This window comes from Mesorhizobium sp. M4A.F.Ca.ET.022.05.2.1 (assembly GCF_003998845.1).
Lineage (GTDB): Bacteria > Pseudomonadota > Alphaproteobacteria > Rhizobiales > Rhizobiaceae > Mesorhizobium.
This window is the reverse complement of sequence record NZ_RZOJ01000050.1, coordinates 1-24,739: the sequence shown is the minus strand read 5'-3', so window position 1 is coordinate 24,739 and position 24,739 is coordinate 1. Positions and strand designations below refer to the sequence as shown.

General features: G+C 64.8%; 16 protein-coding genes and 1 riboswitch. Of the genes, 9 read left to right on the top strand and 7 right to left on the bottom strand.

The window, feature by feature from the left end; translation table 11 throughout:
• Positions 1-44: 44 nt before the first annotated feature.
• Together EN745_RS08670 and EN745_RS08665 are read left to right on the top strand one after the other, a co-directional pair.
• The gene (locus EN745_RS08670) at positions 45-2,414 is read left to right on the top strand and encodes an aminomethyltransferase family protein (protein WP_127421022.1); all 2,370 of its coding nucleotides are present in this window, start codon (positions 45-47) and stop codon (positions 2,412-2,414) included.
• A 252-nt stretch (positions 2,415-2,666) separates the two neighbouring features.
• Positions 2,667-4,376 carry an APC family permease gene (locus EN745_RS08665; protein ID WP_126056052.1) on the top strand — a complete coding sequence of 570 codons (1,710 nt, stop codon included), beginning with the start codon at positions 2,667-2,669 and terminating at the stop codon, positions 4,374-4,376.
• Between the two features lie 288 nt (positions 4,377-4,664).
• Here the strand turns inward: EN745_RS08665 and EN745_RS08655 are convergent, their stop codons facing one another.
• The 4 genes from EN745_RS08655 to EN745_RS08640 form a co-directional block, all read right to left on the bottom strand.
• Positions 4,665-7,811 (bottom strand): efflux RND transporter permease subunit, encoded by a 3,147-nt coding sequence (locus tag EN745_RS08655; protein ID WP_127405678.1) that lies wholly within the window; start codon positions 7,809-7,811, stop codon positions 4,665-4,667.
• A gap of 235 nt (positions 7,812-8,046) precedes the next feature.
• Entirely contained in the window at positions 8,047-9,195 is a 1,149-nt protein-coding gene (locus EN745_RS08650) for an efflux RND transporter periplasmic adaptor subunit (protein ID WP_127421021.1), read from the bottom strand.
• A 54-nt stretch (positions 9,196-9,249) separates the two neighbouring features.
• Complete coding sequence (locus EN745_RS08645) at positions 9,250-9,855, bottom strand: TetR family transcriptional regulator (protein WP_126056055.1); 606 nt, start codon at positions 9,853-9,855, stop codon at positions 9,250-9,252.
• A 372-nt stretch (positions 9,856-10,227) separates the two neighbouring features.
• Positions 10,228-11,868, bottom strand: a complete 1,641-nt coding sequence (locus tag EN745_RS08640; protein ID WP_127421020.1) for an acyl-CoA synthetase — start codon at positions 11,866-11,868, stop codon at positions 10,228-10,230.
• A 202-nt stretch (positions 11,869-12,070) separates the two neighbouring features.
• Between EN745_RS08640 and EN745_RS08635 the strand changes: the two genes are divergently transcribed.
• The 3 genes from EN745_RS08635 to EN745_RS08625 all read left to right on the top strand — a co-directional run bounded on the left by EN745_RS08635 (position 12,071) and on the right by EN745_RS08625 (position 16,517).
• Complete coding sequence (locus EN745_RS08635) at positions 12,071-13,036, top strand: sugar-binding transcriptional regulator (protein ID WP_127407074.1); 966 nt, start codon at positions 12,071-12,073, stop codon at positions 13,034-13,036.
• A gap of 91 nt (positions 13,037-13,127) precedes the next feature.
• Positions 13,128-15,182 carry a bifunctional aldolase/short-chain dehydrogenase gene (locus tag EN745_RS08630; RefSeq protein WP_127421019.1) on the top strand — a complete coding sequence of 685 codons (2,055 nt, stop codon included), beginning with the start codon at positions 13,128-13,130 and terminating at the stop codon, positions 15,180-15,182.
• 264 nt (positions 15,183-15,446) lie between these two features.
• Complete coding sequence (locus EN745_RS08625; RefSeq protein WP_127421018.1) at positions 15,447-16,517, top strand: D-alanine--D-alanine ligase family protein; 1,071 nt, start codon at positions 15,447-15,449, stop codon at positions 16,515-16,517.
• 383 nt (positions 16,518-16,900) lie between these two features.
• On the opposite strand, the gene EN745_RS08615 is transcribed toward EN745_RS08625, so the two are convergent.
• The 3 genes from EN745_RS08615 to EN745_RS08605 all read right to left on the bottom strand — a co-directional run bounded on the left by EN745_RS08615 (position 16,901) and on the right by EN745_RS08605 (position 20,561).
• Positions 16,901-17,953: a substrate-binding domain-containing protein gene (locus EN745_RS08615; protein ID WP_127421017.1), complete on the bottom strand. Its 1,053-nt coding sequence runs from the start codon at positions 17,951-17,953 to the stop codon at positions 16,901-16,903.
• Positions 17,954-17,986: 33 nt separating this feature from the next.
• Positions 17,987-18,982 (bottom strand): ABC transporter permease, encoded by a 996-nt coding sequence (locus tag EN745_RS08610; protein WP_127421016.1) that lies wholly within the window; start codon positions 18,980-18,982, stop codon positions 17,987-17,989.
• A gap of 67 nt (positions 18,983-19,049) precedes the next feature.
• On the bottom strand, positions 19,050-20,561 hold the full coding sequence (locus EN745_RS08605; RefSeq protein WP_127421015.1) for a sugar ABC transporter ATP-binding protein: 1,512 nt from the start codon (positions 20,559-20,561) through the stop codon (positions 19,050-19,052).
• Between the two features lie 136 nt (positions 20,562-20,697).
• Between EN745_RS08605 and mtnK the strand changes: the two genes are divergently transcribed.
• The 4 genes from mtnK to EN745_RS08585 form a co-directional block, all read left to right on the top strand.
• Positions 20,698-21,972 carry an S-methyl-5-thioribose kinase gene (mtnK, locus tag EN745_RS08600; RefSeq protein ID WP_127406280.1) on the top strand — a complete coding sequence of 425 codons (1,275 nt, stop codon included), beginning with the start codon at positions 20,698-20,700 and terminating at the stop codon, positions 21,970-21,972.
• Positions 21,969-23,063: an S-methyl-5-thioribose-1-phosphate isomerase gene (gene mtnA / locus EN745_RS08595; RefSeq protein ID WP_127406279.1), complete on the top strand. Its 1,095-nt coding sequence runs from the start codon at positions 21,969-21,971 to the stop codon at positions 23,061-23,063. The genes mtnK and mtnA overlap by 4 nt, the downstream gene beginning before the upstream one ends.
• Before the next feature lie 77 nt (positions 23,064-23,140).
• A riboswitch (FMN riboswitch) is annotated at positions 23,141-23,283 on the top strand.
• A 78-nt stretch (positions 23,284-23,361) separates the two neighbouring features.
• Positions 23,362-23,835, top strand: a complete 474-nt coding sequence (locus EN745_RS08590) for a 6,7-dimethyl-8-ribityllumazine synthase (protein ID WP_127421014.1) — start codon at positions 23,362-23,364, stop codon at positions 23,833-23,835.
• Between the two features lie 73 nt (positions 23,836-23,908).
• Positions 23,909-24,739, top strand: an 831-nt coding sequence (locus EN745_RS08585) for a dihydroxyacetone kinase subunit DhaK (protein ID WP_145991994.1), incomplete at its 3' end; no start/stop codon positions are given.

Sequence of the window (24,739 nt, the reverse complement as noted above, 5' to 3'; positions counted from 1 at the left end):
ATTTCACACACAGGCAAACTTGTTGCTCGAAACATAGGGTCGAGATGAGCCAGTCGCCCTACCCCGCCGTCGCCTCCGGGCCGCCCCGACCGAGCCTCATCCTGAGGCCTGGCCAGATCGCGCTGCCGTCCGGCATCGAGCGCTACACCGTGCAGGGCAATGGCGCCGTGCTGCTCGACGTCGAGGCCGGCGATACGGTCAGCGTGCGCAATATCGAAGGCGGACAGGCCTGCGAGTTGTTGGCCTGGGGCAAGGACGGCGTCACCGATCCCGGCATTTTCGGCGAGGCCGCAAACAGCAACGCCGCCGGCATCAAGGCGCTGCTGGCGGATGGCGACGACAGCTTGTCGGCGCTGCGTCTCGGCCTGCAACGCCGCCAAGTTCAGCTTGAGCAACCGAAGGCCGTGCGCGTCTTCGGCGCTACGACGCCGGCCGGCACCGAGCAAGGCTTCGCCGTGCAGCGCGATGGCGCGATGCTGATCGCCGCACCCGGCGGACCGATGCTGGTCGACGGCCACGACACAGCGACGCCGCTTACCGTCACCGTGCGGCGCAACACCATTCGGCTGAAGACCAGGTCGCAACTCCCCGATCCGCTCGCCGATCCTGTGCTCGATCTGCGTGTCCATTCGGCGACCGCCGAAGCCTATTTCGTCAAGGCCGGCGACTATCTGCAGATCATCGATGTCGATGGCCGGCAGTGCACCGACTTCCAGTGTTTTTCAGCGCGCAAGCTGGACAAGGGCCTCGATCATCCGCTCGACGTGACGACGACGCGCACGCTGATGGGCGCCGCCTATCCGATGCCCGGCCTGCATTCGAAATATTACGACCAGGACATGGAGCCGCTGGTCGAGGTGGTGCAGGACACTTGCGGGCGGCACGACGCCTTCGCGCTCGCCTGTGCTGCCAAATATTACGACGACATCGGCTATCCCGGACACACCAACTGCTCGGAGAATTTCAACAAGGCGCTCTCGGACAAGGGCGTCACGCCCCGCGCCGGCTGGATGGCGATCAACTTCTTCTTCAACACGGCGATCGACGCGCATGGCGTGATGGTCTCGGACGAGCCGTGGTCGCGGCCGGGCGACTATGTGCTCTTGCGCGCGCTGACCGACATCGTCTGCGTCTCCTCCGCCTGTCCCGACGACACCACGCCCGCCAATGGCTGGGACCTCACCGACATCCATGTTCGCACCTATTCCGGCCAGCACAAATTCTCGCGCGCGATCGCCAGACGCATGACGCCCGATTCGGAACCGAAAATGACCCGTGAGACAGCCTTTCATTCGAGCTTTGCCAAGCACACGCGCGACTTCGCCGAGTACAGGGGCTACTGGCTGGCCAACTCCTTCGCCAAGGAGGGCGCCATCGCCGAGTACTGGGCCTGCCGGCGGGCGGCGGTGATCATGGACCTGTCGCCGCTGCGCAAGTTCGAGGTCACCGGACCGGATTCGGAAGCGCTGCTGCAGTACACGCTGACCCGCGACGTCAAGAAGCTCGGCGTCGGCCAGATCGTCTATTCGGCGATGTGCTACGAGCATGGCGGCATGATCGACGATGGCACGCTGCTGAGGCTCGGCAAGGACAATTTCCGCTGGGTCGGCGGCGACGACCTGTCCGGCGAATGGCTGCGCGAGACCGCCAGGAAACTCGGCCTCAACGTGCTGGTGCGCTCGTCCACCGACCAGATGCACAACATCGCCGTGCAGGGGCCGAAGAGCCGCGACATCCTCAAGGAGGTCGTATGGACCTCGCCGCTGCAGCCATCGATCAGCGAGCTCGAATGGTTCCGCTTCGCGGTCGCCCGCATCGGCGGCGGCAACGGCGTTCCGGTGGTCGTCTCGCGCACCGGCTATACGGGCGAGCTCGGCTACGAGATCTGGTGCCATCCGCGCGACGCCGAAAAAGTGTTCGACGCGATCTGGGAGGCCGGCCAGCCGCATGGGCTGAAGCCGATGGGCCTGCAGGCGCTGGACATGGTGCGCATCGAGGCCGGGCTGATCTTCGCCGGCTACGAGTTCTCCGACCAGACCGATCCGTTCGAGGCTGGCATCGGCTTCACCGTGCCGCTGAAGACCAAGACCGACGACTTCATCGGCCGCGACGCGCTGATAAGGCGCAAGGAACATCCGCAGACGAAACTGGTCGGCCTTGACATCGATGCGAACATCCCTGTCGGCCACGGCGACTGCGTCCATGTCGGCCGCGCCCAGATCGGCGTCGTCACCTCCGGCATGCGCTCTCCGCTGCTCGGCAAGACCATCGCCCTGGCGCGGCTCGACGTCACCCATGCCGACATCGGCACGGAGGTCGAGGTCGGCAAGCTCGACGGCCAGGCCAAGCGGCTGCCGGCGCGAGTCGTGGCCTTCGCGCATTACGACCCGCAAAAGACGAAACCGCGCTCCTGACGGCCGCCTCCAAGGCCTCATCCGACCGTCTTGATGGCGGCCGCAGTGGCGTCCGTGCCATGTTTCGCAAGCGTGATGTGCACGGCGCCACAAAACGCTTGACGTGAAAGCGCGTCGGATCAATCTTCACTGTTAAGAAAAAAATGCGACTGAGTGGAAACACTACAGCCGTTCGAAATGAGGCCGGGGGGGAAGCTTCGCGCAGCCGAGGCACACCGGCGGGGAACAGCAAAAAAAGGGGAATTCATACATATGAGCACAATGAGCACGGTCCTGGAGCAGCCTGCGGAAGGCAAGCTGCTCAGGCATATCGACTGGCGTGGCGCCTTCTGGGTGGCAAGCGGCGTTCCCGCCCTCGTCCTGTTCTCCATCGGCGGCATTGCCGGCACGACCGGAACGCTGGCTTTCGTGATCTGGACGGTGTCCATGATCATGGGCTTCCTGCAGTCGTTCACCTATGCCGAAATCGCCGGCCTGTTCCCGAACAAGTCCGGCGGCGCCTCGATCTACGGCGCCACCGCCTGGCTGCGTTACTCGAAATTCATCGCGCCGCTGTCGGTGTGGTGCAACTGGTTCGCCTGGTCGCCGGTGCTGTCGCTCGGCTGCTCGATCGCCGCCGCCTATATCCTCAACGCGCTGGCGCCGATCCCGGTCTTCAGCGAGACCTCGCCGGAAGTGGTCGCCTATATCGCCGCGCATGCCGGCACGGCGCCCGCCGATGCCATCGCGGCGGTGGCCGCCGCCGCGACGCCGGCGATCCGCACCTGGTCGCTGTGGGGCCATACGCTGGGTCCGGTGTCCTTCACCTTCAACGCGACCTTCTTCATCGGCGCGGTGCTAATGCTGATGATCTTCTCGATCCAGCATCGCGGCATCCTCGGCACGGCCAATGTGCAGAAATATATCGGCCTTTTGGTCATCATCCCGATGCTGATCGTCGGCGTGGTGCCGATCTTCACCGGCCAGATCAACTGGGCGAACTTCTCGCCGCTGGTGCCGCTGGCGGCCGCCTACGCGCCCGACCCGGGAGCCTGGAACATCGCCGGCTGGACGCTGGTGCTGGGCGGCATGTTCATCGCCGCCTGGTCGACCTACGGCTTCGAGACCGCCGTCTGCTACACGTCCGAGTTCAAGAACCCCGGCACCGACACGTTCAAGGCGATCTTCTATTCCGGCCTGCTCTGCATGCTGCTGTTCATCCTGGTGCCGTTCACCTTCCAGGGCGTGCTCGGCCTCAACGGCATGCTGGCGACGCCGATCGTCGACGGGTCCGGTGTCGCCGATGCGCTGGCCGGCATGGTCGGCGGCGGCAGGATCATCCACAGCCTGCTGGTCATGCTGATGATCCTGGCGCTGGTGCTCTGCATCATGACGGCGATGGCCGGCTCCTCGCGCACGCTCTACCAGGGCTCGGTCGACGGCTGGCTGCCGCGCTACCTCAGCCACGTCAACGAGCACGGCGCGCCGACGCGGGCGATGTGGACCGACCTCGTCTTCAACCTGATCGTGCTGGCAATCGCCTCGGCCGACGCGACGAGCTTCTTCTTCATCCTCGCCGTGTCGAACTGCGGCTACATCATCTTCAACTTCCTCAACCTCAACGCCGGCTGGATCCACCGCATCGACAACGGCCATATCGCGCGGCCGTGGCGGGCGCCGACCTGGCTGCTCGGCATCGGCGCGATCTTCGCCTATGTCAACGCGGTCTTCATGGGCGCCGGCGCCAAGGTGTGGAACCCGATGGCGCTGTGGGCGGGCCTGATCACCGCGGCTTTGATCATCCCGGTGTTCTGCTTCCGCCACTACATCCAGGACGGCGGCAAGTTCCCCGACCATATGCTGGCCGACCTCGGCATGGCGGGAGCCGACCTCTCGGTCAAGAAGGCGGGCGCCCTGCCCTATCTGACGCTGATCGCCGGCGTGGCGGTGATGCTGATCGCCAACTGGCTGTTCGTCATCTGACGCAGCGACCTGAGAACAAGATCGGGCGCGCCTCGGCGCGCCCGATCTCTTTTGTCCAACGGCCTCTCGTCAGCCAGCCTTGCGGACCGTCGTCTCCTCGAAGAACCGGTTCGACGGCCGCTTCAGGCCGAGATTCTCGCGCAGCGTCGATCCCTCATACTCGCGCCTGAAGATGCCGCGCCCCTGCAATTCGCTTCACACTTTCCTGGAATTGCACTAGCGCGCCGACCCGCGATGCAGATCGTCCGCCACCCGTGACCATGGCGGACGATCCGAGGTTGCCACCACCTATTCCGCGGCCAGCGCCAGTTGCGGCTCTTCGTTGTTCTGCACCAGTTCGGACTCGGGCCTCTTGCCCTCGACCCCGGCCTTCTTGCGCTCGCGGCCGAAGAACAGCGCGTAGCCTGCCGGCAGCACGAGGATGGTGAGCACGGTGGCGACGAGGATGCCGCCCATCATGGCGTAGGCCAGCGGCCCCCAGAAGACGGCGCGCGAGATCGGGATCAGCGCCAGCACCGCGGTCAGCGCCGTCAGCATGATCGGCCGGAAGCGGCGCACGGCAGCGCCGATGATGGCCTCGGATCGCTCCATGCCGACAGCGATGTCCTGGTCGATCTGATCGACGAGGATAATCGAGTTGCGCATGATAATGCCGAGCAGCGCGATCACGCCGAGGATGGCGACGAAGCCGAAGGGCGCGCCGCTGATCAGCAGGGCCGCGGCAGCACCGATGATGCCGAGCGGACCGGTCGCCAGTACCAGCATCGCCTTGCCGAAATGCTGCAGCTGGATCATCAGCAGCACGACGATGACGGCCAGCATGATCGGCGCCTTGGCGGCGATCGAGGCCTGGCTTTCGGCCGAATCCTCGGCGCCGCCCTGGATCTCGACCTTGTAGCCGGGCGCCAGACCTGCGCGCAGGTCCTTCATGTCGTTGTACATCTTGGTGACGACGTCGTTCGACTGCACGCCGTCCGGCAGGGTGCCGCGAACCGTGATGGTCGGCAGGCGGTCGCGCCGCCACTCGATGCCTTGCTCCAGCACCGGAACGACCTTGGCCACCTGCGACAGCGGCACGAAGCCGCCGAAATCGGTCGGGATATAGACGGAATCGACCGAGGACAGCAGCTTGCGACTCGCTTCCGGCTCGCGGGCGACGATCGACACCGTCTCCTCGCCGTCTCGGAAATCGTCGAGCGGCGCGCCGGACATGGTGGCCTGCAGCATCTGGCGGATACGCTGCGAGGTGACGCCGAGCGCGCGGGCGCGATCCTGGTCGATGACCAGCTTCATCGCCGGCACCGGCTCCAGCCAGTCGTCATGGACGGCGCCAAGCAGTGGGTTGGCCTGGAACTTCGCCTTCACCTCGTCGGCGATGCGGCGCACCTCCTGGCGGTCCGGACCCATGACCCGCATCTGCACTGGCCAGCCGGTGGGCGGGCCGAGGAACAGGCGATCGACCTTGGAACGGATCGAGGGGAAATCCTCGGCCAGGATGGTCCGCAGCTTGACGATCAGTCGTTCGCGCGCCGGCTCGTCCTTGGCCATCACCAGGAGCTGGGCGAAGTTGGGATTCCTGAGCTGCTGGTCGAGCGGCAGGAAGAAGCGCGGCGCGCCCTCGCCGATATAGGTGGCGATGAAGCGCTTGTCCGGATCGTCCATCATCTTGCCTTCGAGCGCCTTGGCCTGCGTCTCGACCTCCTTGATCGAGGTGCCTTCCGGCAGCCAGAGGTCGACGAGGATCTCCGGCCGCGAGGACTGTGGGAAGAAGTTCTGCGGAATGAACTGGAACGCCCACAGGCTGGTGGCGAAGGTGACCAGCGTCATCACCAGCACGATGATGCGATGGCGCACGGCCCAGCCGACGGTGGCGCGCAGCCGGCGGTAGAAGCGCGTGTCGAAGACGTCGTGATGGCTGCCGGCATGCTTGCGCTGCTTCAGGATCATGTGGCCGAGCCATGGCGTGAAATAGACTGCCACGAACCAGGACACGACCAGCGCGATGCCGACGACATAGAACAGGGTGCGCACATATTCGCCGGCGGTCGAGGCGGCGAAGCCGACCGGGATGAAGCCGGCGGTGGTGATCAGCGTGCCGGTCAGCATCGGGAAGGCGGTCGAAGAATAGGCGAAGCTCGCCGCCTCGATCTTGACCAGCCCCTCCTCCAGCTTTCGCTCCATCATCTCGACGACGATCATGGCGTCGTCGACGAGCAGGCCGAGCGCGATGATCAGCGCGCCCAGCGAAATGCGCTGCAGGTCGATGCCGAGCTCGTACATGATGGCAAAGGTGGCGGCGAGCACCAGCGGGATGGCGATGGCTATGACCAGGCCGGAACGCCAGCCGATCGACAGCAGCGAGACGGCCAGCACGATCAGCAGCGCCTCGCCGAGCGCCTCCATGAACTCCTTGACGGCATCGCGGACGACTTCCGGCTGGTCGGAGATCTGGTCAACCGCGACGCCGTAGGGCAGGCCTTCCTCGAAGCGCTGGTAGGTCGCCTCGACATCCTTGCCGACGTCGGTGACGTTGAAGCCCTTGGCCATGACGACGCCGAGCTGGACGCTCTCATGGCCGTTGAAGCGGTACTTGCGCTGGAACGGATCCTCCAGCCCCGAAGAGACGGTGGCGATGTCGCCGAGCCGCGTCACCTGACCGCCGGCGCGCAGGCGCAGTTCCCTGATGTCGGCGGCCCTGGTGACGTCGCCCTCGACCGAGATGCGCACCGAGCGTTGTCCGGTATCGACCGAGCCAGCCGGATCGACATTGTTCTGGCCCTTGATCGCGTTCTGCAGGTCGGTCAGCGTCAGGCCGCGCTCGGCCAGAGCCTTCGACGAGACGTCGACATAGATCTTCTCCGGCTGGTCGCCGATGATGACGGCTTTCTCGACGCCCGGCGTCGTCAACAGCATGTCGCGGGCCTGAATGGCGAACTTCTTCAGCTCGGGATAGCTGTAGCCGTCGCCGCTGATCGAATGCAGCGTGATGAAGGTGTCGCCGAACTCGTCGTTGAAATACGGGCCGAGCAGTCCCTGCGGCAGGTCGCTGGCGATGTCGCCGACCTTCTTGCGCACCTGGTAGAAAGCGTCCTTGACCTCTTCGGCGTTGGTGTCGCCCTTCACCTGCAGGGTGATGATGGCGCTGCCGGCGCGGGTATAGGAGCGCACGAAGTCGAGATGCGGCGTTTCCTGCAGCTTGCGCTCGATCTTGTTGACGACCTGGTCCTCCATCTCCTGGATTGAGGCGCCCGGCCAGACGGCCTGGACGACCATGACGCGGAAGGTGAAGTCCGGATCTTCCTTCTGGCCCATGCGCATCAGGCCGAGCGCGCCGGCGAGGATGATCAGGCCGAACAGGAAGCGGGCGATGCTGGGGTGGCCGATCGCCCAGCGCGAAAGATTGAAGGGCCGCTTTTCAGTGCTGTCGGTGGTCATCGGCGTCAGTCCATTCCGATTGATCGGCAAAGGCACGCATCTGCGCGTGCTCACGATATTTCCGATGCTGGCTTCCGGGCGGCGAGGCTTTCCGAGGCGGAGAGACACTCGTCGCGGTGGGACGCGAGGATCGATGTGGGGGTTACATCAACCTGACGTCTCGACAGCCGGGCGCTCGCCGCCCGGAAACCATGGTCCGCTTGCTTCAACGAGCGGCGTTTTCATTCGCCTGGCTTCAGCGCAGGCTGCTGGTGATGTCGGCTTTGCCTTCGGCCGACGCCGACTGCTGCGCCGCGTCGCCGGAGAGCTTGACCTTGAGGTTCTCGGTCATGAACTGCGTGCCGGCGGCGACCACGACGTCGCCCTGCTTCAACCCGTCCGCGACATTGACGCCGTCCACCGTGAAGTCGCCGACCTTGACCGGGCGCGGATGAACCGTCTCGCTGGTGCGGTCGACGGTCCAGACGATCTTCTGGCCGTCCTTCTGGGCGAGCGCGCTGAGCGGAATCGACACCATCTGCTTCCGGCTCGCCACCGAGGCTTCGATGTTGGCGGTCATGCCGAGCAGCACGCGTGGATCGTTGGGCAGCGAGACGCGAACGGCGAAGGTGCGCGACTGCGGATCGGCGCTGCCGGCCACCTCGCGGACCTTGCCGGCCAGCGTCAGCGCGTCGTCGGACCAGAAGCCCGCCTTGACGTCCTTACCCGGCCGGAACTCGGCGATATCCATTTCAGGAACGGCGATCAGCACTTCCTTCTCGCCATCGACGGCAACGGTCATCACGGGCGTTCCAGCGCCGACCACCTGGCCGATATCGGCGCTGATGGCGGTGACAATGCCATCCTCGTTCGCCTTGAGATCGGTGTAGCCGACCTGATTCTTCGCCTGGGCAAGCGTCGAGCGGGCAGCGTCACGCGTCGCCACGGCCTGAGCATAGGTCAGCGTCGCCTGATCGAGCTGCGACTTCGAGGCGAAGCTCTTGGCGTAGAGCTGCTCGGCGCGCTTCTTTGCCAGATCCACCGTTTCGACCTGCCGCTCGGCGGCATCGAGGCTCGCCGCCGCGCTCCTGACCGACAAATCGTAGTCGGAGGGATCGATGCGGGCGAGCACGTCGCCCGAATTCACATGCTGGCCGATATCGACGAGGCGCTCGGTGACCTTGCCGGCGACGCGGAAGCCGAGGTTCATCTCGGTGCGGGCGCGCACCGAGCCGGAATAGTCGAGCTCGCGGGTGGTCTGGGCCTCACCGATCTCGACCACCTTGACTGGCCGGATGATCTCCTTGACCTCGGCCTTCTCTTGGCTGCAGCCGGCGAGCCCGAGAGCGGCGACGATCAGGCCGGCGACCGGCAGCCCGCGGATGATGGAATTGGACAAAGACACCTTAGCACTCCTGACTGGAGATAAACTTGTCGACCGGCGCCCGGCGGGCGGCGGCTATTTCAAGGCTCGGATCGCGTAATCGATGAGATCGTCGGGCATCGCCCGGTTGGTCTTGGCAAGGCACTGCGCCACCATCTGCGGATGGCAAAGGATGACGGTGGCGGCGCCGAAGCAGCGCGACGCGATCACCGGATCCTGGTCCCTGAACTCGCCGGCTTCGATGCCCTGGCGGATCACCTCGGCGAACAGATCGTGGATGCTGTCGACATGCTTGTCGATGACACCCCAGTCGCGCTCGAGCGCGACGATGACCATCTCATGCACCTTCTGGTCATCGAGCATGACTTCCATGGTCATCTTGTACTGCGCATGCACGTAGCGGCGCAGCCGCTCCTCGGCGCTGAGCGGCAAGCGCGAAATCTCGTAGGCCATCTTGTAGCTGGCGCCGAGCATGCGGCCGCAGACGGCCTGGTGGATTTCGACCTTGGAGGCAAAGAAACGATAGATGTTGGCCGGCGACATGCCGAGCTCGCGGGCGATGTCGGCGACATTGGTCTTGCCGTAGCCGTAGTGCCGGAACAGGCGTTCGGCGCAATCGAGGATGCGCGTCACATTTTCCTGGCGGGCGGGGTCGGCCACGATGTTGGCGGCTTCGGACATTAGCTCTCTGTCAAATAACGAGTGACGAATTTCAATTTTCGTCACTCGTAAATCGAAACGAGCAGGATGTCAACGCGGATTCGACGTACGCGTATAATTGGTGACAGATGGTGACAGTGAGGAAAGGTTGAACCCGACGAATGAGTTCGTCTTCCTAGGGCGAAGCAAGGAGCGAAGCGACGCGGCGCAGACCCTGGGATCAATGCCGTGACGTCGGCCAAAGAATAAAGTCGGATCAAGCAGTTAGCTTGCCAGCGGCGCCATTCGTGCAGGGCTATTCTCGACCGCCGCAGCACGGCCGCAAGATCACGGCATGGACCCCAGGGTTTCCGCAACGTCGCGCCGCGACTGCTTCACCCTAGGATGACGAACTCAGAGGCCCTTCGCCATTTCCCGCAGCCGGAACTTCTGGATCTTCCCGGTCGATGTCTTCGGGATTTCCGCAAACACCACTGCCTTCGGCACCTTGAAGCGGGCGATCAAAGTGCGGCAATGGTCGATGATCTCGGCCTCGGTCGCGCTCTTGCCGGGCTTCAGCTCGACATAGGCGACCGGCACCTCGCCCCATTTGTCATCGGACTTCGCAACGACGCCGCAGGAGGCGACGGCGGCATGTTTGTAGAGCGCGTCCTCGACCTCGATCGAGGAGATGTTCTCGCCGCCGGAAATGATGATGTCCTTGGAGCGATCCTTGAGCTGGATGTAGCCGTCCGGATGCATGACGCCGAGATCGCCTGAGTGGAACCAGCCGCCGGCGAAGGCCTCGTCAGTCGCCTTCCTGTTCTTCAGATAGCCCTTCATGACGATGTTGCCGCGGAACATGACCTCGCCGATGGTCTCGCCGTCGGCCGGGGTTTCCGTCATCGTCTGGGGATCCATCACAGTCAGGCCTTCGAGCGAAGCATAGCGCACGCCCTGGCGCGCCTTCTTCGCCGTGCGCGGTCCCTTCTCCAGCTCGTCCCACTCATTGTGCCATTCGTTGACGACAGCCGGCCCGTAGGTCTCGGTCAGGCCGTAGAGATGGGTGACGGCGAAGCCGGCATCGGCCATGCCTGACAGCACGGCCTCCGGCGGCGGCGCGGCCGCCGTGTTGAAGGTGACGGTTTGCGGAAACTGCCGCTTGTCCTCGTCCCTGGCGTTGATCAGCACCGACATCACGATCGGCGCGCCGCACAGATGGGTGACGCCGTGATCGGCAATGGCGTCGTAGATCGGCTTCGGCCGCACCCAGCGCAGGCAGACATGGATGCCGGCCTGAACGGCCAGCGTCCACGGGAAACACCAGCCGTTGCAGTGGAACATCGGCAGCGTCCACAAATAGACCGCGTGCTTGGCCATGCCGGCATGGATGGTGTTGGTGTAGGCCATCAGCGCTGCGCCGCGATGGTGGTAGACGACGCCTTTGGGATTGCCCGTGGTGCCCGATGTGTAGTTGAGCGAGATGGCGTCCCACTCGTCATCCGGCATCGACCAGGCGAAAGCCTCATCGCCGCCCGCGACGAACTCCTCATAGTCGAGCGTGCCGATCCGCTCGCCCTTCGGATAGGGCGCGTCGGCGGCGTAATCGGGATCGTCATAATCGATGACCAATGGCTTGGCCTTGGCCAATGCCAACGCCTGGCTGACCACGCCGGAGAATTCGCGATCGACGATCAGGACCTTGGTCTCGGCGTGGTCGAGTTGGAATGCAATGACGGCGGCGTCGAGCCTCGTGTTCAGCGAATGCAGCACCGCCCTGGTCATCGGCACGCCGAAATGCGCCTCCAGCATCGGTGGCGTGTTCGACAGCATCACCGTCACCGTATCGCCCTTGCCGATGCCGCGCTTGGCCAGCGCCGAAGCGAGTCTCAGCGAGCGCCGCCAGAAATCGCGATAGGTGATGCGCTGATTGCCATGGATGATGGCGACATGATCGGGATAGGTTTTTGCCGCCCGCTCAAGATAGGTGAGCGGCGTCAGCGGTTGATGGTTGGCGGCGTTCCTGTCGAGATCCTGTTCATAGGGATTGCTCATCCCGTCCTCCCGCTGCGCAAGCTGTAATGTTGCATGATCGACTTCTAATCACAGGCTCCGCGCCTCGTCACCACCAACGATGCCACGACAGGGGGCATTTGGCACAATGGTGATCTAGATTCAGCCGGCGAAAGGGAAACGCATACCTCCACTCGGTTTGACTTTTGTCGAGAGCCGTGAATAATGTCAGCGAGGAGATGGCATGGCAATCCGACCGGCAGAACAGCTTATCCACAAGGCCGCCTGGCTTTACTATGCGCATGGCATGCGCCAGGACGAAGTGGCGAACCAGCTGAAGATTTCACGCGCGTCGGTCGCCATGTATCTGCGCAAGGCGCGCGAGACCGGCATCGTCAACATCTCGACCTCGACCCAGCTGTTCACCGATGACGTCATGGCGCGGAAGCTGGAAGACGCGCTGGAGCTCGACGCCGTCTGGATCGCGCCGGAAAACGCCTATGTCGTCGATCCGTCGACCGACATCGCGGTGCTGGCGGCCAGCGTCTTTCTCGAGCTGGTGAAAAAGGGCGACCGCATCGGCGTCGCCTGGGGCCGCACCGTCTACACCATCGCCGACATCATGTCCTTCGCCGACCTGCAGGACGTGACCGTGGTGCAGCTCTGCGGCAACCTCGGCGCGCCCTACTCCTACCGGCCCGACCAGTGCACGATGGAGATCGCGCGGCGGCTCAATGCCAAGGGGCTGAACTTCTACGCGCCGCTGGTGCTGTCGACGGAAGAGCTGGCGCGGGCCCTGCGCGCCGAGCCTGTGATCCGCGAACAACTGGCAGGCATCAGCGATTGCAGCCTCGCGCTGTTTTCCGTCGGCACCGTCGACGCCGACAGCCATGTCGTCAAATGTGGCGCGCTGACGGTGAGCGAAATGGAAGTGCTGCGCAACGCCGGCGCCGCCGGCGTGATCGCCGGACAGATCATCGACGCCGGCGGCAAGGCGCTCGACTGCAGCTACAACCGCCGGGTCATCTCCGCCGAACTCGGCTCGCTCGGCGCCATCGAAAAGCGGCTGATGGTGGTGCAGGAGGACAGCAAATTCGAGCCGCTGCTTGCCGCGCTCGCCGGCGGACTCTGCACGCATCTGGTGGTCGGCGCGCGCATGGCGCAGCGGCTGCTGGACCATGCCCGAGCGGTGACCAAGAAGGCTTCCTAGACAAACAATCCTCGCCGCCGGCGCATTGTCATCAAAGCGTCGCGGCATTCCTGTTCACAGCAATCAAAGACATGAAAGCGGACGAAGCGAGATGAAGAACCTGTGGAATGACGGCGACGCGGAAAAGATGGTTGCCGACTATGCCAAGAAGGGCGTCGGCCGCGACCTCGCGCTGCGCGTCTATACGACCCGGCTGCTCGGCGGCGAGCCGCGGCTGGTGCTGCATGGCGGCGGCAACACGTCGTGCAAGATCAAAGCCACGGATCTCGTCGGCGACGAGTGGGACGTGCTCTGCGTCAAGGGCAGCGGCTGGGACATGGCCGTCATCGAGCCGCAAGGCCTGCCGGCGGTTAAGATGGGCGCGCTGCTCAAGGCGCGCGCGCTGGAGAGGCTCTCCGACGAAGACATGGTGGCGCTGCAGCGCGCCAACCTCATCGACCCCGGCTCGCCCAATCCCTCGGTCGAAACGCTGCTGCACGCCTTCCTGCCGCACAAATTCGTAGACCACACGCATTCGACCGCCGTCCTCGCCATTGTCGACCAGGAAGACAGCAAGGCGCTGGTTGGAAAAGTGTTCGGCGAAAAGATGGGCTACGTGCCCTACATCATGCCGGGCTTCGACCTGGCGAAGGCGGCGGGCGACGTTTTCGATGCCGACCCCAGCGTCGAGGGCCTGATCCTCGACAAGCACGGCATCTTCACCTTCGGCGACGATGCCAGACAGGCCTACGACCGGATGATCCACCATGTGACCGTCGCCGAGGACTATGTCGCCAAGAACGGCAAGCCGAAGACGGCAAAGGCGGCCCTGCCGGCTCGACTTGCCAAGCCGGCCGACATCGCGCCCGCGCTGCGCGGCGCGGTGGCGGTGGCGCGCGGCGAAGGCCGCTTCGATCGCATGATCAGCGACTTCCGCACCTCCGATGCGATCGTCGATTTCATCAATTCGGCTGACATCGCCGACTATGCCGGGCGCGGTGTCTCGACGCCGGATCTCTCGATCCGCATCAAGACCGGTCCGATGGCGGTGCCGGCGCCGGACGCCGACAAGATCGGCGACTACAAGGCGGTCGTCCGCGGCCATGTCGAGACCTTCGCCAAGGACTATCGCGCCTATTTCGAGACCAATGACGCACTGGACGACGTCAAGCGGACCATGCTCGATCCGATGCCGCGCCTGACCTTGGTGCCAGGCCTCGGCATGTTCGGCCACGGCCGCACGCTGAAGGACGCCAGGATCGCCTCCGACGTTGGCGAGATGTGGATCGAGGCGGTGCGCGGCGCCGAGGCCGTCGGCCATTTCCACCCGCTGTCCAAGGCCGATCTCTTCCCGCTCGAATACTGGTCGCTGGAACAGGCCAAGCTCGCCTCCAACAAGCCGAAGCCGCTGACCGGCCAGGTGGTGCTGGTGACCGGCGGCGCCGGCGCGATCGGCGCGGCGACGGCGAAGCTGTTCGCCGACAATGGCGCACATGCCATCATCGTCGACCTCGATGCGGCCAAGGCCGCGGAAGCGGCGAAGAAGGCCGGCAACGGCTCGATCGGCGTCGGCGCCGACATCACCAATCCGGCCGAACTGCGTGCCGCCTTCGACCGGGCAGTCGCCGTCTATGGCGGCCTCGACATCCTCGTCTCCAATGCGGGCGCGGCCTGGGAAGGCCGCATCGGCGAGCTCGACGACGCTACGCTGCGCAAGAGCTTCGAGCTCAATTTCTTCGCCCACCAGTCGGCGGCGCAGAACGCCGTGCGCATCATGCTGGAACAGGGCACCGGCGGCGTGCTTTTGTTCAACACGTCCAAGCAGGCGATCAACCCGGGGCCGAAGTTCGGCGCCTATGGCATACCGAAGGCGGCGACGCTGTTTTTGTCGAGGCAATATGCGCTGGACTACGGCGCGCAGGGCATCCGCTCGAACGCGGTCAATGCCGACCGCATCCGCTCGGGTCTGTTGACCGACGCCATGATCGCCAGCCGCTCGGGCGCGCGCGGCGTGTCGGAGAAGGAATACATGTCCGGCAATCTGCTTGGCCAGGAAGTGACGGCCGAGGACGTGGCGCAGGCCTTCCTGCACCAGGCGCTGGCCGATCGAACCACCGCCGATGTGACGACGGTCGACGGCGGCAACATCGCCGCGGCGCTGCGGTAGGCAACCTGCCATGGACCCCTACTGTCATGCAGGGGTTCATAGGGGAACGCTGGCGCCGCCCCTCATCCGCTTGCCGGTGTCCTCTCCACGTATAGTGACGGGGAGAGGGACGCTGTCGCCGACGGTTTCGCCAATCACCAGTTGAGGGGCGGCAGCGACTTTAGCGACCTCGCCACCACGACTTGAAAACTGTCGTCGTCGGAAGCGATTGCCGAAATTCCGCTTCAATCTATTCCTTGAACCGCTTGCAAGGTGGAGACGTTCATGGCCGCGAACAGACTGCGTATTGCCGTGCTCTTTGGCGGGCGTTCGGCAGAGCATGACGTTTCGATGCTTTCGGCGACCAATGTCATGCGCGCGCTGGCGCCGGCGAAATATGATGCGGTTCCGATCTTCGTCAGCCGCGAAGGAAAATGGCTGCTCAGCCGTTTCGAGGACGGCACGCTGTCGGCACCTTCGGGCGACACGGAGATTTGCCTGGTGCCGGGCGGACACGGGCGGATGCTGGCGATCCCGGCCGAGGGCGCGCCCTACGCGCTGCCAGATATCGATATCCTGTTTCCCGTCCTGCACGGCCTGCACGGCGAGGACGGCGCGGTGCAGGGGCTGGCGGAAGTGTCGCAGGTGCCGCTCGCCGGCTGCGGCATCCTGGGCTCCGCGACTGCGCTCGACAAGGACATCGCCAAGCGGCTGCTGAAAGCTGCCGGCCTACCAGTCGCGCGGTCGGTGACCATTGAGGAAGGTTCGGCGCCATCGCTTGCCGTGCTGGGAGACCAGCTCGGCCTGCCGCTCTTCGTCAAACCGGCGCGGCAGGGCTCGTCTGTCGGCGTCGCAAAGGTCAATGCCAGCCAGGAATTCGATCGAGCGCTTGCGGAAGCCTTCCAGCACGATCGCAAGCTCTTGGCGGAGGAATTCGTCCGTGGCCGCGAGATCGAATTCAGCGTGCTGGAAGACCCCGCGGGCAAGCTCTTCGTCTCGCGGCCGGGCGAGATCGTGCCGGCGGAAAGCCACGGCTTCTACAACTACAATGCCAAGTATATCGACGAGAACGGCGCGGCATTGATCGTGCCGGCCGAACTGCCGCGGGAAGTCGAGCAGGCGATGCGCGACATGGCCGCAAGGGCCTTCAGGGCCGTCGGTTGCGACGGCATGGCGCGTGTCGACTTCTTCCTGATGCCGGACATGACGTTCCTGATCAACGAGCTCAACACCATTCCCGGCTTCACCGACATCAGCATGTACGCCAAGGCGATGGCGGCGAGCGGCGTCAGCTATCCGGAAGTCATCGACCGGCTGGTGGCGCATGGGTTGGCGCGCGCCGGAAGAGTGGGCTGAGAGCGGGCTGCAAGCAGGAGAGCGGCCCTGGATGCCACTCTCTTCCGAGCACGAAAGAGGTCGCGTTGGCTAGAACGGTCTCAAGCAAGACGGTTGACGTTATTTCGTCGGTTGGCGCTGCCCCTCATTGCCCTGCCGGGCATTTCTCCCCGTATAGTGACGGGGAGAAAGACAGCTGTCGCGGATGGTTTCGTCAACCTCGTTGCAGAATATGCGCCAGCGTCGCGGCCAGCCTCTTCTCCCCGTCACTATACGGGGAGAAGGTGCCGGCAGGCGAATGAGGGGCAGCGCCAACGTTGCTAATGTCGCCAAAAACGTGCAGCAGCTGGGAGTCGGAAGCGCGTCGCATCAATACCATCATAGGCGACGCGCCTAGACCAGAACTACTTGGCGTTCGGGTTCGGCATCCAGGCCGGCATCGCGACATCGGCATGGGCGAACTGCGGCAGCTTGGCCGACAGGTCCTCCATGTTCTTGATGTCCTTGTCGATGAGTTCCTTCTGGGTGATCAGCGTCGGCGGCACGATGACGTTGTGGCCGGGATCCTCGCCGGCGAGCAGTTGCGCCAGCGCGCGCACCGAGACCTGGCCGACGACGGCCGGGTTGGTGGCTGCGGTGGCGGCCCAGGCGCTGTCCGGCTCGCGCATCGCGGCGATGTCAGAGGTCGAGATGTCGGCCGAGTAGATCTTGACGGCCTTGTTCAGACCCGCCTCGTCGACGGCGATCTTCACCCCCTTGGCGAATTCGTCATAGGGGGCGAACATTACCTTTATGTCGGGATGCGCCGACAGCACCGAGCGTGCCTGGTTGGCGACGGAGTTGGCAATCGGGTTGTCGAGCGTGCCGAACATGGCGACCTCGTTGATGCCCGTATGCTTCTTCTTCACGTCGACCCAGGTCTCGTTGCGGCGGTCGAGCGGCGCGATGCCGGCGACGTAGACATAGCCGGCCGTCCAGCTGTCGCCATTGTCCGTGACCGCCTGCTCTAGCGCGAGACGGGCAAGGTCGCGGTCGGACTGCTCGATCTGCGGGATCTTCGGGTTCTCGACATTGACGTCGAAAGCGACGACCTTGATGCCGGCGTCGACCGCGCGCTGCGCGGCATCCTTCATCGATTCCGTCAGGCCGTGCTGGATGATGATGCCCTGCACGCCGAGCGCGATGGCCTGGTCGACCATGTCGGCCTGAAGGGCGGCGTCCTGGCGGCTGTCCAGCACGCGCAGGTCGACGCCGAGCGCCTTGGCCTGCGCCTCGACGCCCGAGAGATAGGCCTGGAAGAAGTCGCCGGTCGACAGATAGCGCACCAGCGCGATCTTGACGCCGGGCTTGTCGAACGGCGCCGGTCTGTCGGCGGCAAGAGCCGGGACCTGCATCAGCATCGTGGCGCCCGCAAGCCCGAGCGCCACCTTCCCCAGAAGTCTTCTTGTGATGTTCATGTCGTTTTCCTCCACTGTTTTGACCGGTCGAACCTATCTCCCGCCCCTGCCGGAAAGGGCGAAGGTGAAGACAAGGGCGACGACGAGAACGCCGCCCTTGACGAAATCCTGCGTGTAGTAGGGCGCGTTCATCATCGTCAGGCCCTGTAGCAGTACCCCTACGAAGACCGCGCCGACGGCCGTGCCGAAGGCGTTTGGCTTGGCCGCGCCAAGCACCGCGTAGCCGATGAGCGCGGCCGCCACCGCGTCGAGCAGCAGATTGTTGCCTGAGGCAATGTCGCCACGGCCAAGCCGGGCGGCGAGCAGGATGCCGCCGATCGCGGCAAAGACGCCCGAAATGACATAGGCCCAGATCTTGTAGGCCTTGACCCGCGCGCCGGCGAGTTCGGCCGCGCGCTCATTGCTGCCGACGGCATACATCATGCGGCCGAAGCGCGTGTATTCGAGGAAGAACCAGATCAGCAGCGCCAGCACAATCAGCACCACGACCGACACCGGAACGAGGTTGGGCACGAAGAAATCGAAGCGATGGCGTCCGAGCGCCAGGAAGGCTTCGCCGAACTTGCCGTTGGCGACCGAGCCGTCGGGCATGGTCATGCCGGTGGCGATCGAACGGCCTTCGGTTGGGATGCGCTGCAGGCCGACGAGCAGGAACATCATGCCGAGCGTGGCGAGCAGGTCGGGCACCCGCATGTAGACGATCAGCCAGCCGTTGATCAGGCCGACGACGGCGCCTATGAGCAGGCAGACGACGACCGCGACGACGGCGTTCTGCTCCAGAACCACCATGACATAGGCGGCCGCCATCATGGCGCTGGTGGCGACCGAGCCGATCGACAGGTCGAAGCCGCCGACTACGAGGGTCGCCGTGACGCCGAGCGCCAGCACGCCAGTGATGGCGACGGACTGGAAGATGAAGACGGCGCTCTGCGGCGACACGAAACCGTCGGCGGCGACCGCGAAATAGGCGATCAGGCCGAACAGAAGGACGATGAAGCCGTAGCGGATGGCATGGTCACGCAACATCATGCAGCGCTCTCCGGCGCCGTTGCCGTGTCAGTCCAACGCATCCCTGCTCCATTCCTGTCCATGATCCTCACGCCGCACTGTGCAGCGGGCCGCCCGCCACTTCGGCAAGCAGCCGCTCGAGATCGATGTCTTCGTTCCTGTGTTCGCCGACGATCGTCTGCTCCGACATGACCAGGATGCGGTCGGCCGTCTCCAGCGCCTCGTCGAGCTCAGTGACGAAGAGCAGCGTGGCGCGGCCGTCGGCGCTCGCTCGGAGCTTGGAGGCGATGTCGCGCCGGGCCGAGATGTCGACGCCCTGAAACGGTTCGTCGAGGATGAACAGTTTTGCATCCTGCGACATCCAGCGGCCGACCATCACCTTCTGCTGATTGCCGCCCGAAAGTGCGGAAAGCTCGTCCTTCTCCGAACGGCAGACGATGGCGAGCTCGTCGATCTGCCGGCGTGCGATGCTGCGTTCGGCGCGCCGCTTCATGATGCCGAAGCCTGACATGCGCTTGAGGAAGGGCAGGCTGATGTTGCGCTCGATGTTGAAGCCGCCGACGATGCCGCTGGTGGCGCGGTCCTTGGCGACAAGGAAAACGCCGGCCGCGATCGCCTCGCCTGCCGATGCCGGCGCATAGGGCTTGCCGTCCATGGTCATGGTGCCGGACAGCGGCCGGCGCACACCGAACAAGGTTTCGGCCAGCGCCGTCTTGCCAACGCCGACCAAGCCGGTGATCGCCACCACCTCGCCGGCGCCGAGCGTCATCGAGATCGGCTTCGACCCTTGCGCGATCCGCAGGCCTTCCGTGTTGAAGACAGCGCGCGCCGAGCTTCTCGCGACCACCCGGTCGAGATGGATCTTGCGGCCGAGCATGGCGTTGACGGCGCCCTCATAGTCGAGCGGCTTGGTGTCGAACAGGCCGCTCACCACGCCGTCGCGCATCGAGACGATGCGGTCGGCGAGCCGGCGGATGTCGGACATGCGATGCGAGATGTAGAGGATCGCCACCGCTTGCTCGCGCAGCCGGTCGATGAGCTGGAACAGCCGGTCGGCCTCGGCGCTGGACAGCGACGAGGTCGGCTCGTCGAGGATCAGCACTTTCGGCCGGTGCGCCATGGCCCGCGCGATCGCCACCATCTGCCGGTCTGCCAACGAGAGATCGCTGACCCGGGCCTTGAGGTCGATGGCGAGCCCCATGCGATCGGCGACGGCCCTGGCCTCGCGGCGCACGCGGCCGGGATTGAAGAAGGTCGGCACGCCGCTGCCGCTCAGGCGGTCCAGCGTCAGATTGGTGGCGACGTCGAGGTCGGCGACGACCCCGTCATTGATGTTCTGATGCACGGTGACGACGCCGGCGCGGATCGCCTCGGCCGGCGTGTTCGGCGCGAAGTCCTCGCCGGCGAGATGCATCGTGCCGCCGCCGAGCTCGTAGACGCCGCTGACGATCTTGACCAGGGTGGATTTGCCGGCGCCGTTGGCGCCCATCAGCACGGTGACTTCGCCCGCATGCAAGTCGAGCGAGATGCCGCCAAGCACCTCGATATGGCCAAAGGACTTCCTTAGGCCGTCCACGCGGAACACGGCACCAGTGCCCATTCATTCCTCCCTGACCCCGACGCTATGGGCTATATCGGCAATTGTCAACACGATTGACAATTGCCAGCATGCTTCCTAGCTTGGCCCCGCCGCCATGCCTCCTTTATGTTCGGAGCGCATAAGCGAGAGGATGATGATGACGCAGAAACTGCCGTTCGAAGCACTATCGGTCGAAACGCTGCCGGCGCGCCTCGGCGCCAATGAGGCCGTCACCGCGCAGATCGGCAAGGATGCCCGACGCTGGAAGGTGCGTGAGGTCGGCGACGGCAATCTCAACCTGGTGTTCATCGTCGAGGGCGACGAAGGCGCGGTCGTCGTCAAGCAGGCCCTGCCCTATGTGCGGCTGGTCGGCGACAGCTGGCCGCTGCCGTTGAAACGCTCGTTCTTCGAGTATCACGCGCTGACAAGGCAGGAGCGCCGAGCGCCCGGCTCGGTGCCGTCGATCCACCATTTCGACGAGGCCCAGGCGCTGATCGTCATGGAATATCTGGCGCCGCCGCACATCATCCTGCGGCGTGCGCTGATCGAAGGCCGGCAACTGCCGAACATCGCCCGCGACATCGGCCTGTTCATGGCCCGCACCCTGTTCCGCGGCTCCGACCTGCATATGCCGACCAAGGACCGCAAAGCCGATTTGGCGCTGTTCGCCGACAATGTCGAGCTATGCGGCATCACCGAGGACCTGGTGTTCACCGATCCCTATTTCGACGCCAAGCTGAACCGGCATACGTCGCCGCAGCTCGACGGCCTGGTCGCCGAGCTGCGCGCAGACCGCGACCTCAAGGTCGAGGCGCAGCGTCTGAAACATCTGTTCGCCGCCAACGCCGAGACGCTCTTGCATGGCGACCTGCATTCCGGCTCGATCATGGTCACCGATACCGAAACCCGGATGATCGATCCGGAGTTCGCCTTCTATGGCCCGATCGCCTTCGACGTTGGCATGCTGCTCGCCAATTTCTGGATGTCATTCTTCTCGCAGCACGGCCATGAAGACAAAGGCAGGCGCGACGCCATGCGCGCCTACCTGCTCGGGGTCACCGCCGAAACCTGGGCCGTGTTCCGCGCCGAGTTCTCGCATCTGTGGCGGACCGAGCGCACCGGCATGCTCTACCACAGAAGCCTGTTCGAGGATCAAGGCGATCTGCTCGGCGCCGAGCAGGCGCTCGACCACATGCTGCACTCGATCTGGACCGACCTGCTCGGCTTTGCCGGCATCGAGGTGCACCGGCGCATCCTCGGCCTCGCCCACAATGCCGATTTCGAGACCATTGCCGATCAGGATCTGCGCGCCACATGCGAAGCAAAGGCACTGAAGTTCGGCCGCCATCTCGCCGTCAACCGGCGCCAGATATACAGCATCGACGAGGTCAACAGCCTGGCCGCGCTGATCGAACAGGAGAGCAGCCTTTGAACGTCGGCGACCGCCACTACCGCACCATCTGGCTGAGCGATGACGGCCGCTCGGTCGAGATCATTGACCAGCGCTGGCTGCCGCATGAGTTCCGCATCGAGACGATCGGCACCGTTGCCGGTATCGCCACCGCGATCCGCGACATGTGGGTGCGCGGCGCGCCGCTGATCGGCGTCACCGCCGCCTATGGCGTCGCCATCCAGATGGAAGACGACCCGTCGGATGCGGCGTTGGACGCCGTCTGGGAGACACTGCACGCGACACGCCCGACGGCGATCAACCTGCGCTGGGCGCTTGACGAGATGCGGCGGGTTCTGAAGCCGCTGCCGCCGGCCGAGCGGGCCGGGGCCGCCTATCGGCGCGCCGCCGAGATCGCTGACGAGGATGTCGGGCTGAACCGCGCCATCGGCGAGAACGGGCTTGCCATCATCAAGCAAATCGCGGCGCGAAAAGCACCGGGAGAGACGGTCAACATCCTGACCCATTGCAACGCCGGCTGGCTGGCGACGGTCGATTACGGCACCGCAACCGCGCCAATATATCTGGCAACCGAAGCCGGCATTCCGGTCCATGTCTATGTCGACGAGACCAGGCCGCGCAATCAGGGCGCCCAGCTGACCGCCTGGGAGATGGCCGGCCACGGCGTGCCGCACACGCTGATCGTCGATAATGCCGGCGGCCATCTGATGCAGCGTCGCCAGATCGACATGGTTATCGTCGGCACCGACCGCACCACCGCGGATGGCGACGTCTGCAACAAGATCGGCACCTATCTCAAGGCGCTCGCCGCCTCCGACAACGACGTGCCGTTCTATGTCGCGCTGCCCTCTCCGACCATCGACTGGACGGTGGGCGACGGGCTTGCAGAAATCCCGATCGAGGAGCGCTCCGGCGACGAGGTGTCGCTGGTCTGGGGCAAGAACGCCAAGGGCGAGATCGCGCAGGTGCGCGTCTCGCCGGAAGCGACGCCCGCGGCAAACCCGGCCTTCGACGTCACGCCGGCGCGGCTTGTCACCGGCCTGATCACCGAGCGCGGCGTCGCCAAGGCCTCACGCGAGGGGCTGAAGGCGATGTTCCCGGAGCGTGGTTAGCCACAAGGAGGAAGATTGGCAGCTGCGGCGACGGCGCTAATTGACAGCGCCGCCCTCCCCCTCCATAGCTTCACCGTCAAAGTTCTCAGGGCGGGGTGAAAGTCCCCACCGGCGGTAAGAGCCTCGGCTCAAGCCCGCGAGCGCTTCCCGGAAAGGAAGGTCAGCAGATCCGGTGTGATTCCGGAGCCGACGGTCACAGTCCGGATGAAAGAGAACGAACGGAAGGACGGGCCGCTCGCGCGGGCCGGGTTTTCGTATCGTGCGTCCTGATTCTGGTTCGAAACGGAAGGATGGACCCATGAATCAGCATTCCCCGAAAGACTATGAAATCGTTCGCGTCGCCGTCATTCGGGCGCGCTGGCATGCCGACATCGTCGACCAGTGCGTCACTGCGTTCGAGGCGGAGCTTGCCGTTCTCGGCGGCGGCCGCTTCGCCGTCGATGTCTTCGACGTGCCCGGCGCCTACGAGATCCCGCTGCACGCCAAGACCCTGGCCGAGACCGGCCGCTATGCCGCGATCCTCGGCACCGCCTTCGTCGTCAATGGCGGCATCTACCGGCACGATTTCGTCGCCGGCGCCGTCCTCGACGGCATGATGACCGTGCAGCTCGCGACCGGCGTGCCGGTGCTTTCGGCGGTGCTGACGCCGCACAATTATCACGACAGCGCCGAGCACCACCGCTTCTTCTTCGAGCACTTCCAGGTCAAGGGCAAGGAAGCGGGCAAGGCCTGCGTGGAGATAAGTGCGGCGCGGGAAAAGATCGCGGCGTGAGGTCTGCTGCCGGGGTGGCAATCCCGGTAACAGCCTCTAATATCGTGGAAAAACCGAGATCGGGAGGATGCCGGTGCAGACCAAGAAGATCATCAACGACGGCAACCATTCCGTCGACGAGATGCTGGAAGGGATCCTGGCTGCGCATCCTCGCCACCTCAGGAGCGTGGACGGCAGTCCGCGCTCGATCATCGCCCGCGACGGACCACGGCCGGGCAAGGTCGGGCTGGTGATAGGCGGCGGGTCCGGCCATGAGCCGACCTTTCTCGGCTTCGTCGGCAAGGGGCTGGCGGACGCCGCGGCCATCGGCAATGTCTTTGCCTCGCCGCCGCCCGACCCGATCCTCGAATGCGCCAAGGCGGTGAGCGGCGGCGCCGGCGTTTTGTTCATGTACGGCAACTATGCCGGCGACGTGATGAATTTCGACATGGCGGCCGAGATGGCGGCGATGGACGACATCGAGGTGCGCACGGTGCTGACCACCGACGACGTCGCCTCGGCGCCGCGCGACCTGCGGGGCAAGCGGCGCGGCGTCGCCGGCAATTTCTTCATCTTCAAGGCGGCGGGCGCGGCCTGCGACCGCATGCTCTCCTTCGACGAAGTCGAGCGCATCGCCAGGAAGGCCAACGACCACACCTTCACCATGGGCGTGGCGCTGTCGCCCTGCTCGCTGCCGCAGACGCGGCGGCCGAACTTCGAGATCGGCGCCGACGAGATGGAGATCGGCATGGGCATCCATGGCGAGCCCGGCATCGTGCGCGGCAAGCTCAGGACCGCTGACGAGATCACCGACGAGATGCTGGACAGGATCATTGCCGAGATGGCGCCGTCGCGTGGCGACAAGGTCGCGGTGCTGGTCAACTCGCTCGGCTCGACGCCGTTGATGGAGCTCTACATCCTGAAC

Bases quoted from the DNA above. Each gene is read 5' to 3' on its own strand.
- EN745_RS08590 (WP_127421014.1), top strand. From the start codon at position 23,362: ATGAATCAGCATTCCCCGAAAGACTATGAAATCGTTCGCGTCGCCGTC.
- EN745_RS08610 (WP_127421016.1), bottom strand. From the start codon at position 18,982: ATGATGTTGCGTGACCATGCCATCCGCTACGGCTTCATCGTCCTTCTG.
- EN745_RS08670 (WP_127421022.1), top strand. From the start codon at position 45: ATGAGCCAGTCGCCCTACCCCGCCGTCGCCTCCGGGCCGCCCCGACCG.
- EN745_RS08630 (WP_127421019.1), top strand. From the start codon at position 13,128: ATGAAGAACCTGTGGAATGACGGCGACGCGGAAAAGATGGTTGCCGAC.
- EN745_RS08640 (WP_127421020.1), bottom strand. From the start codon at position 11,868: ATGAGCAATCCCTATGAACAGGATCTCGACAGGAACGCCGCCAACCAT.
- EN745_RS08615 (WP_127421017.1), bottom strand. From the start codon at position 17,953: ATGAACATCACAAGAAGACTTCTGGGGAAGGTGGCGCTCGGGCTTGCG.
- EN745_RS08645 (WP_126056055.1), bottom strand. From the start codon at position 9,855: ATGTCCGAAGCCGCCAACATCGTGGCCGACCCCGCCCGCCAGGAAAAT.
- EN745_RS08655 (WP_127405678.1), bottom strand. From the start codon at position 7,811: ATGACCACCGACAGCACTGAAAAGCGGCCCTTCAATCTTTCGCGCTGG.
- mtnK (WP_127406280.1), top strand. From the start codon at position 20,698: ATGACGCAGAAACTGCCGTTCGAAGCACTATCGGTCGAAACGCTGCCG.
- EN745_RS08625 (WP_127421018.1), top strand. From the start codon at position 15,447: ATGGCCGCGAACAGACTGCGTATTGCCGTGCTCTTTGGCGGGCGTTCG.
- EN745_RS08605 (WP_127421015.1), bottom strand. From the start codon at position 20,561: ATGGGCACTGGTGCCGTGTTCCGCGTGGACGGCCTAAGGAAGTCCTTT.
- EN745_RS08665 (WP_126056052.1), top strand. From the start codon at position 2,667: ATGAGCACAATGAGCACGGTCCTGGAGCAGCCTGCGGAAGGCAAGCTG.
- EN745_RS08635 (WP_127407074.1), top strand. From the start codon at position 12,071: ATGGCAATCCGACCGGCAGAACAGCTTATCCACAAGGCCGCCTGGCTT.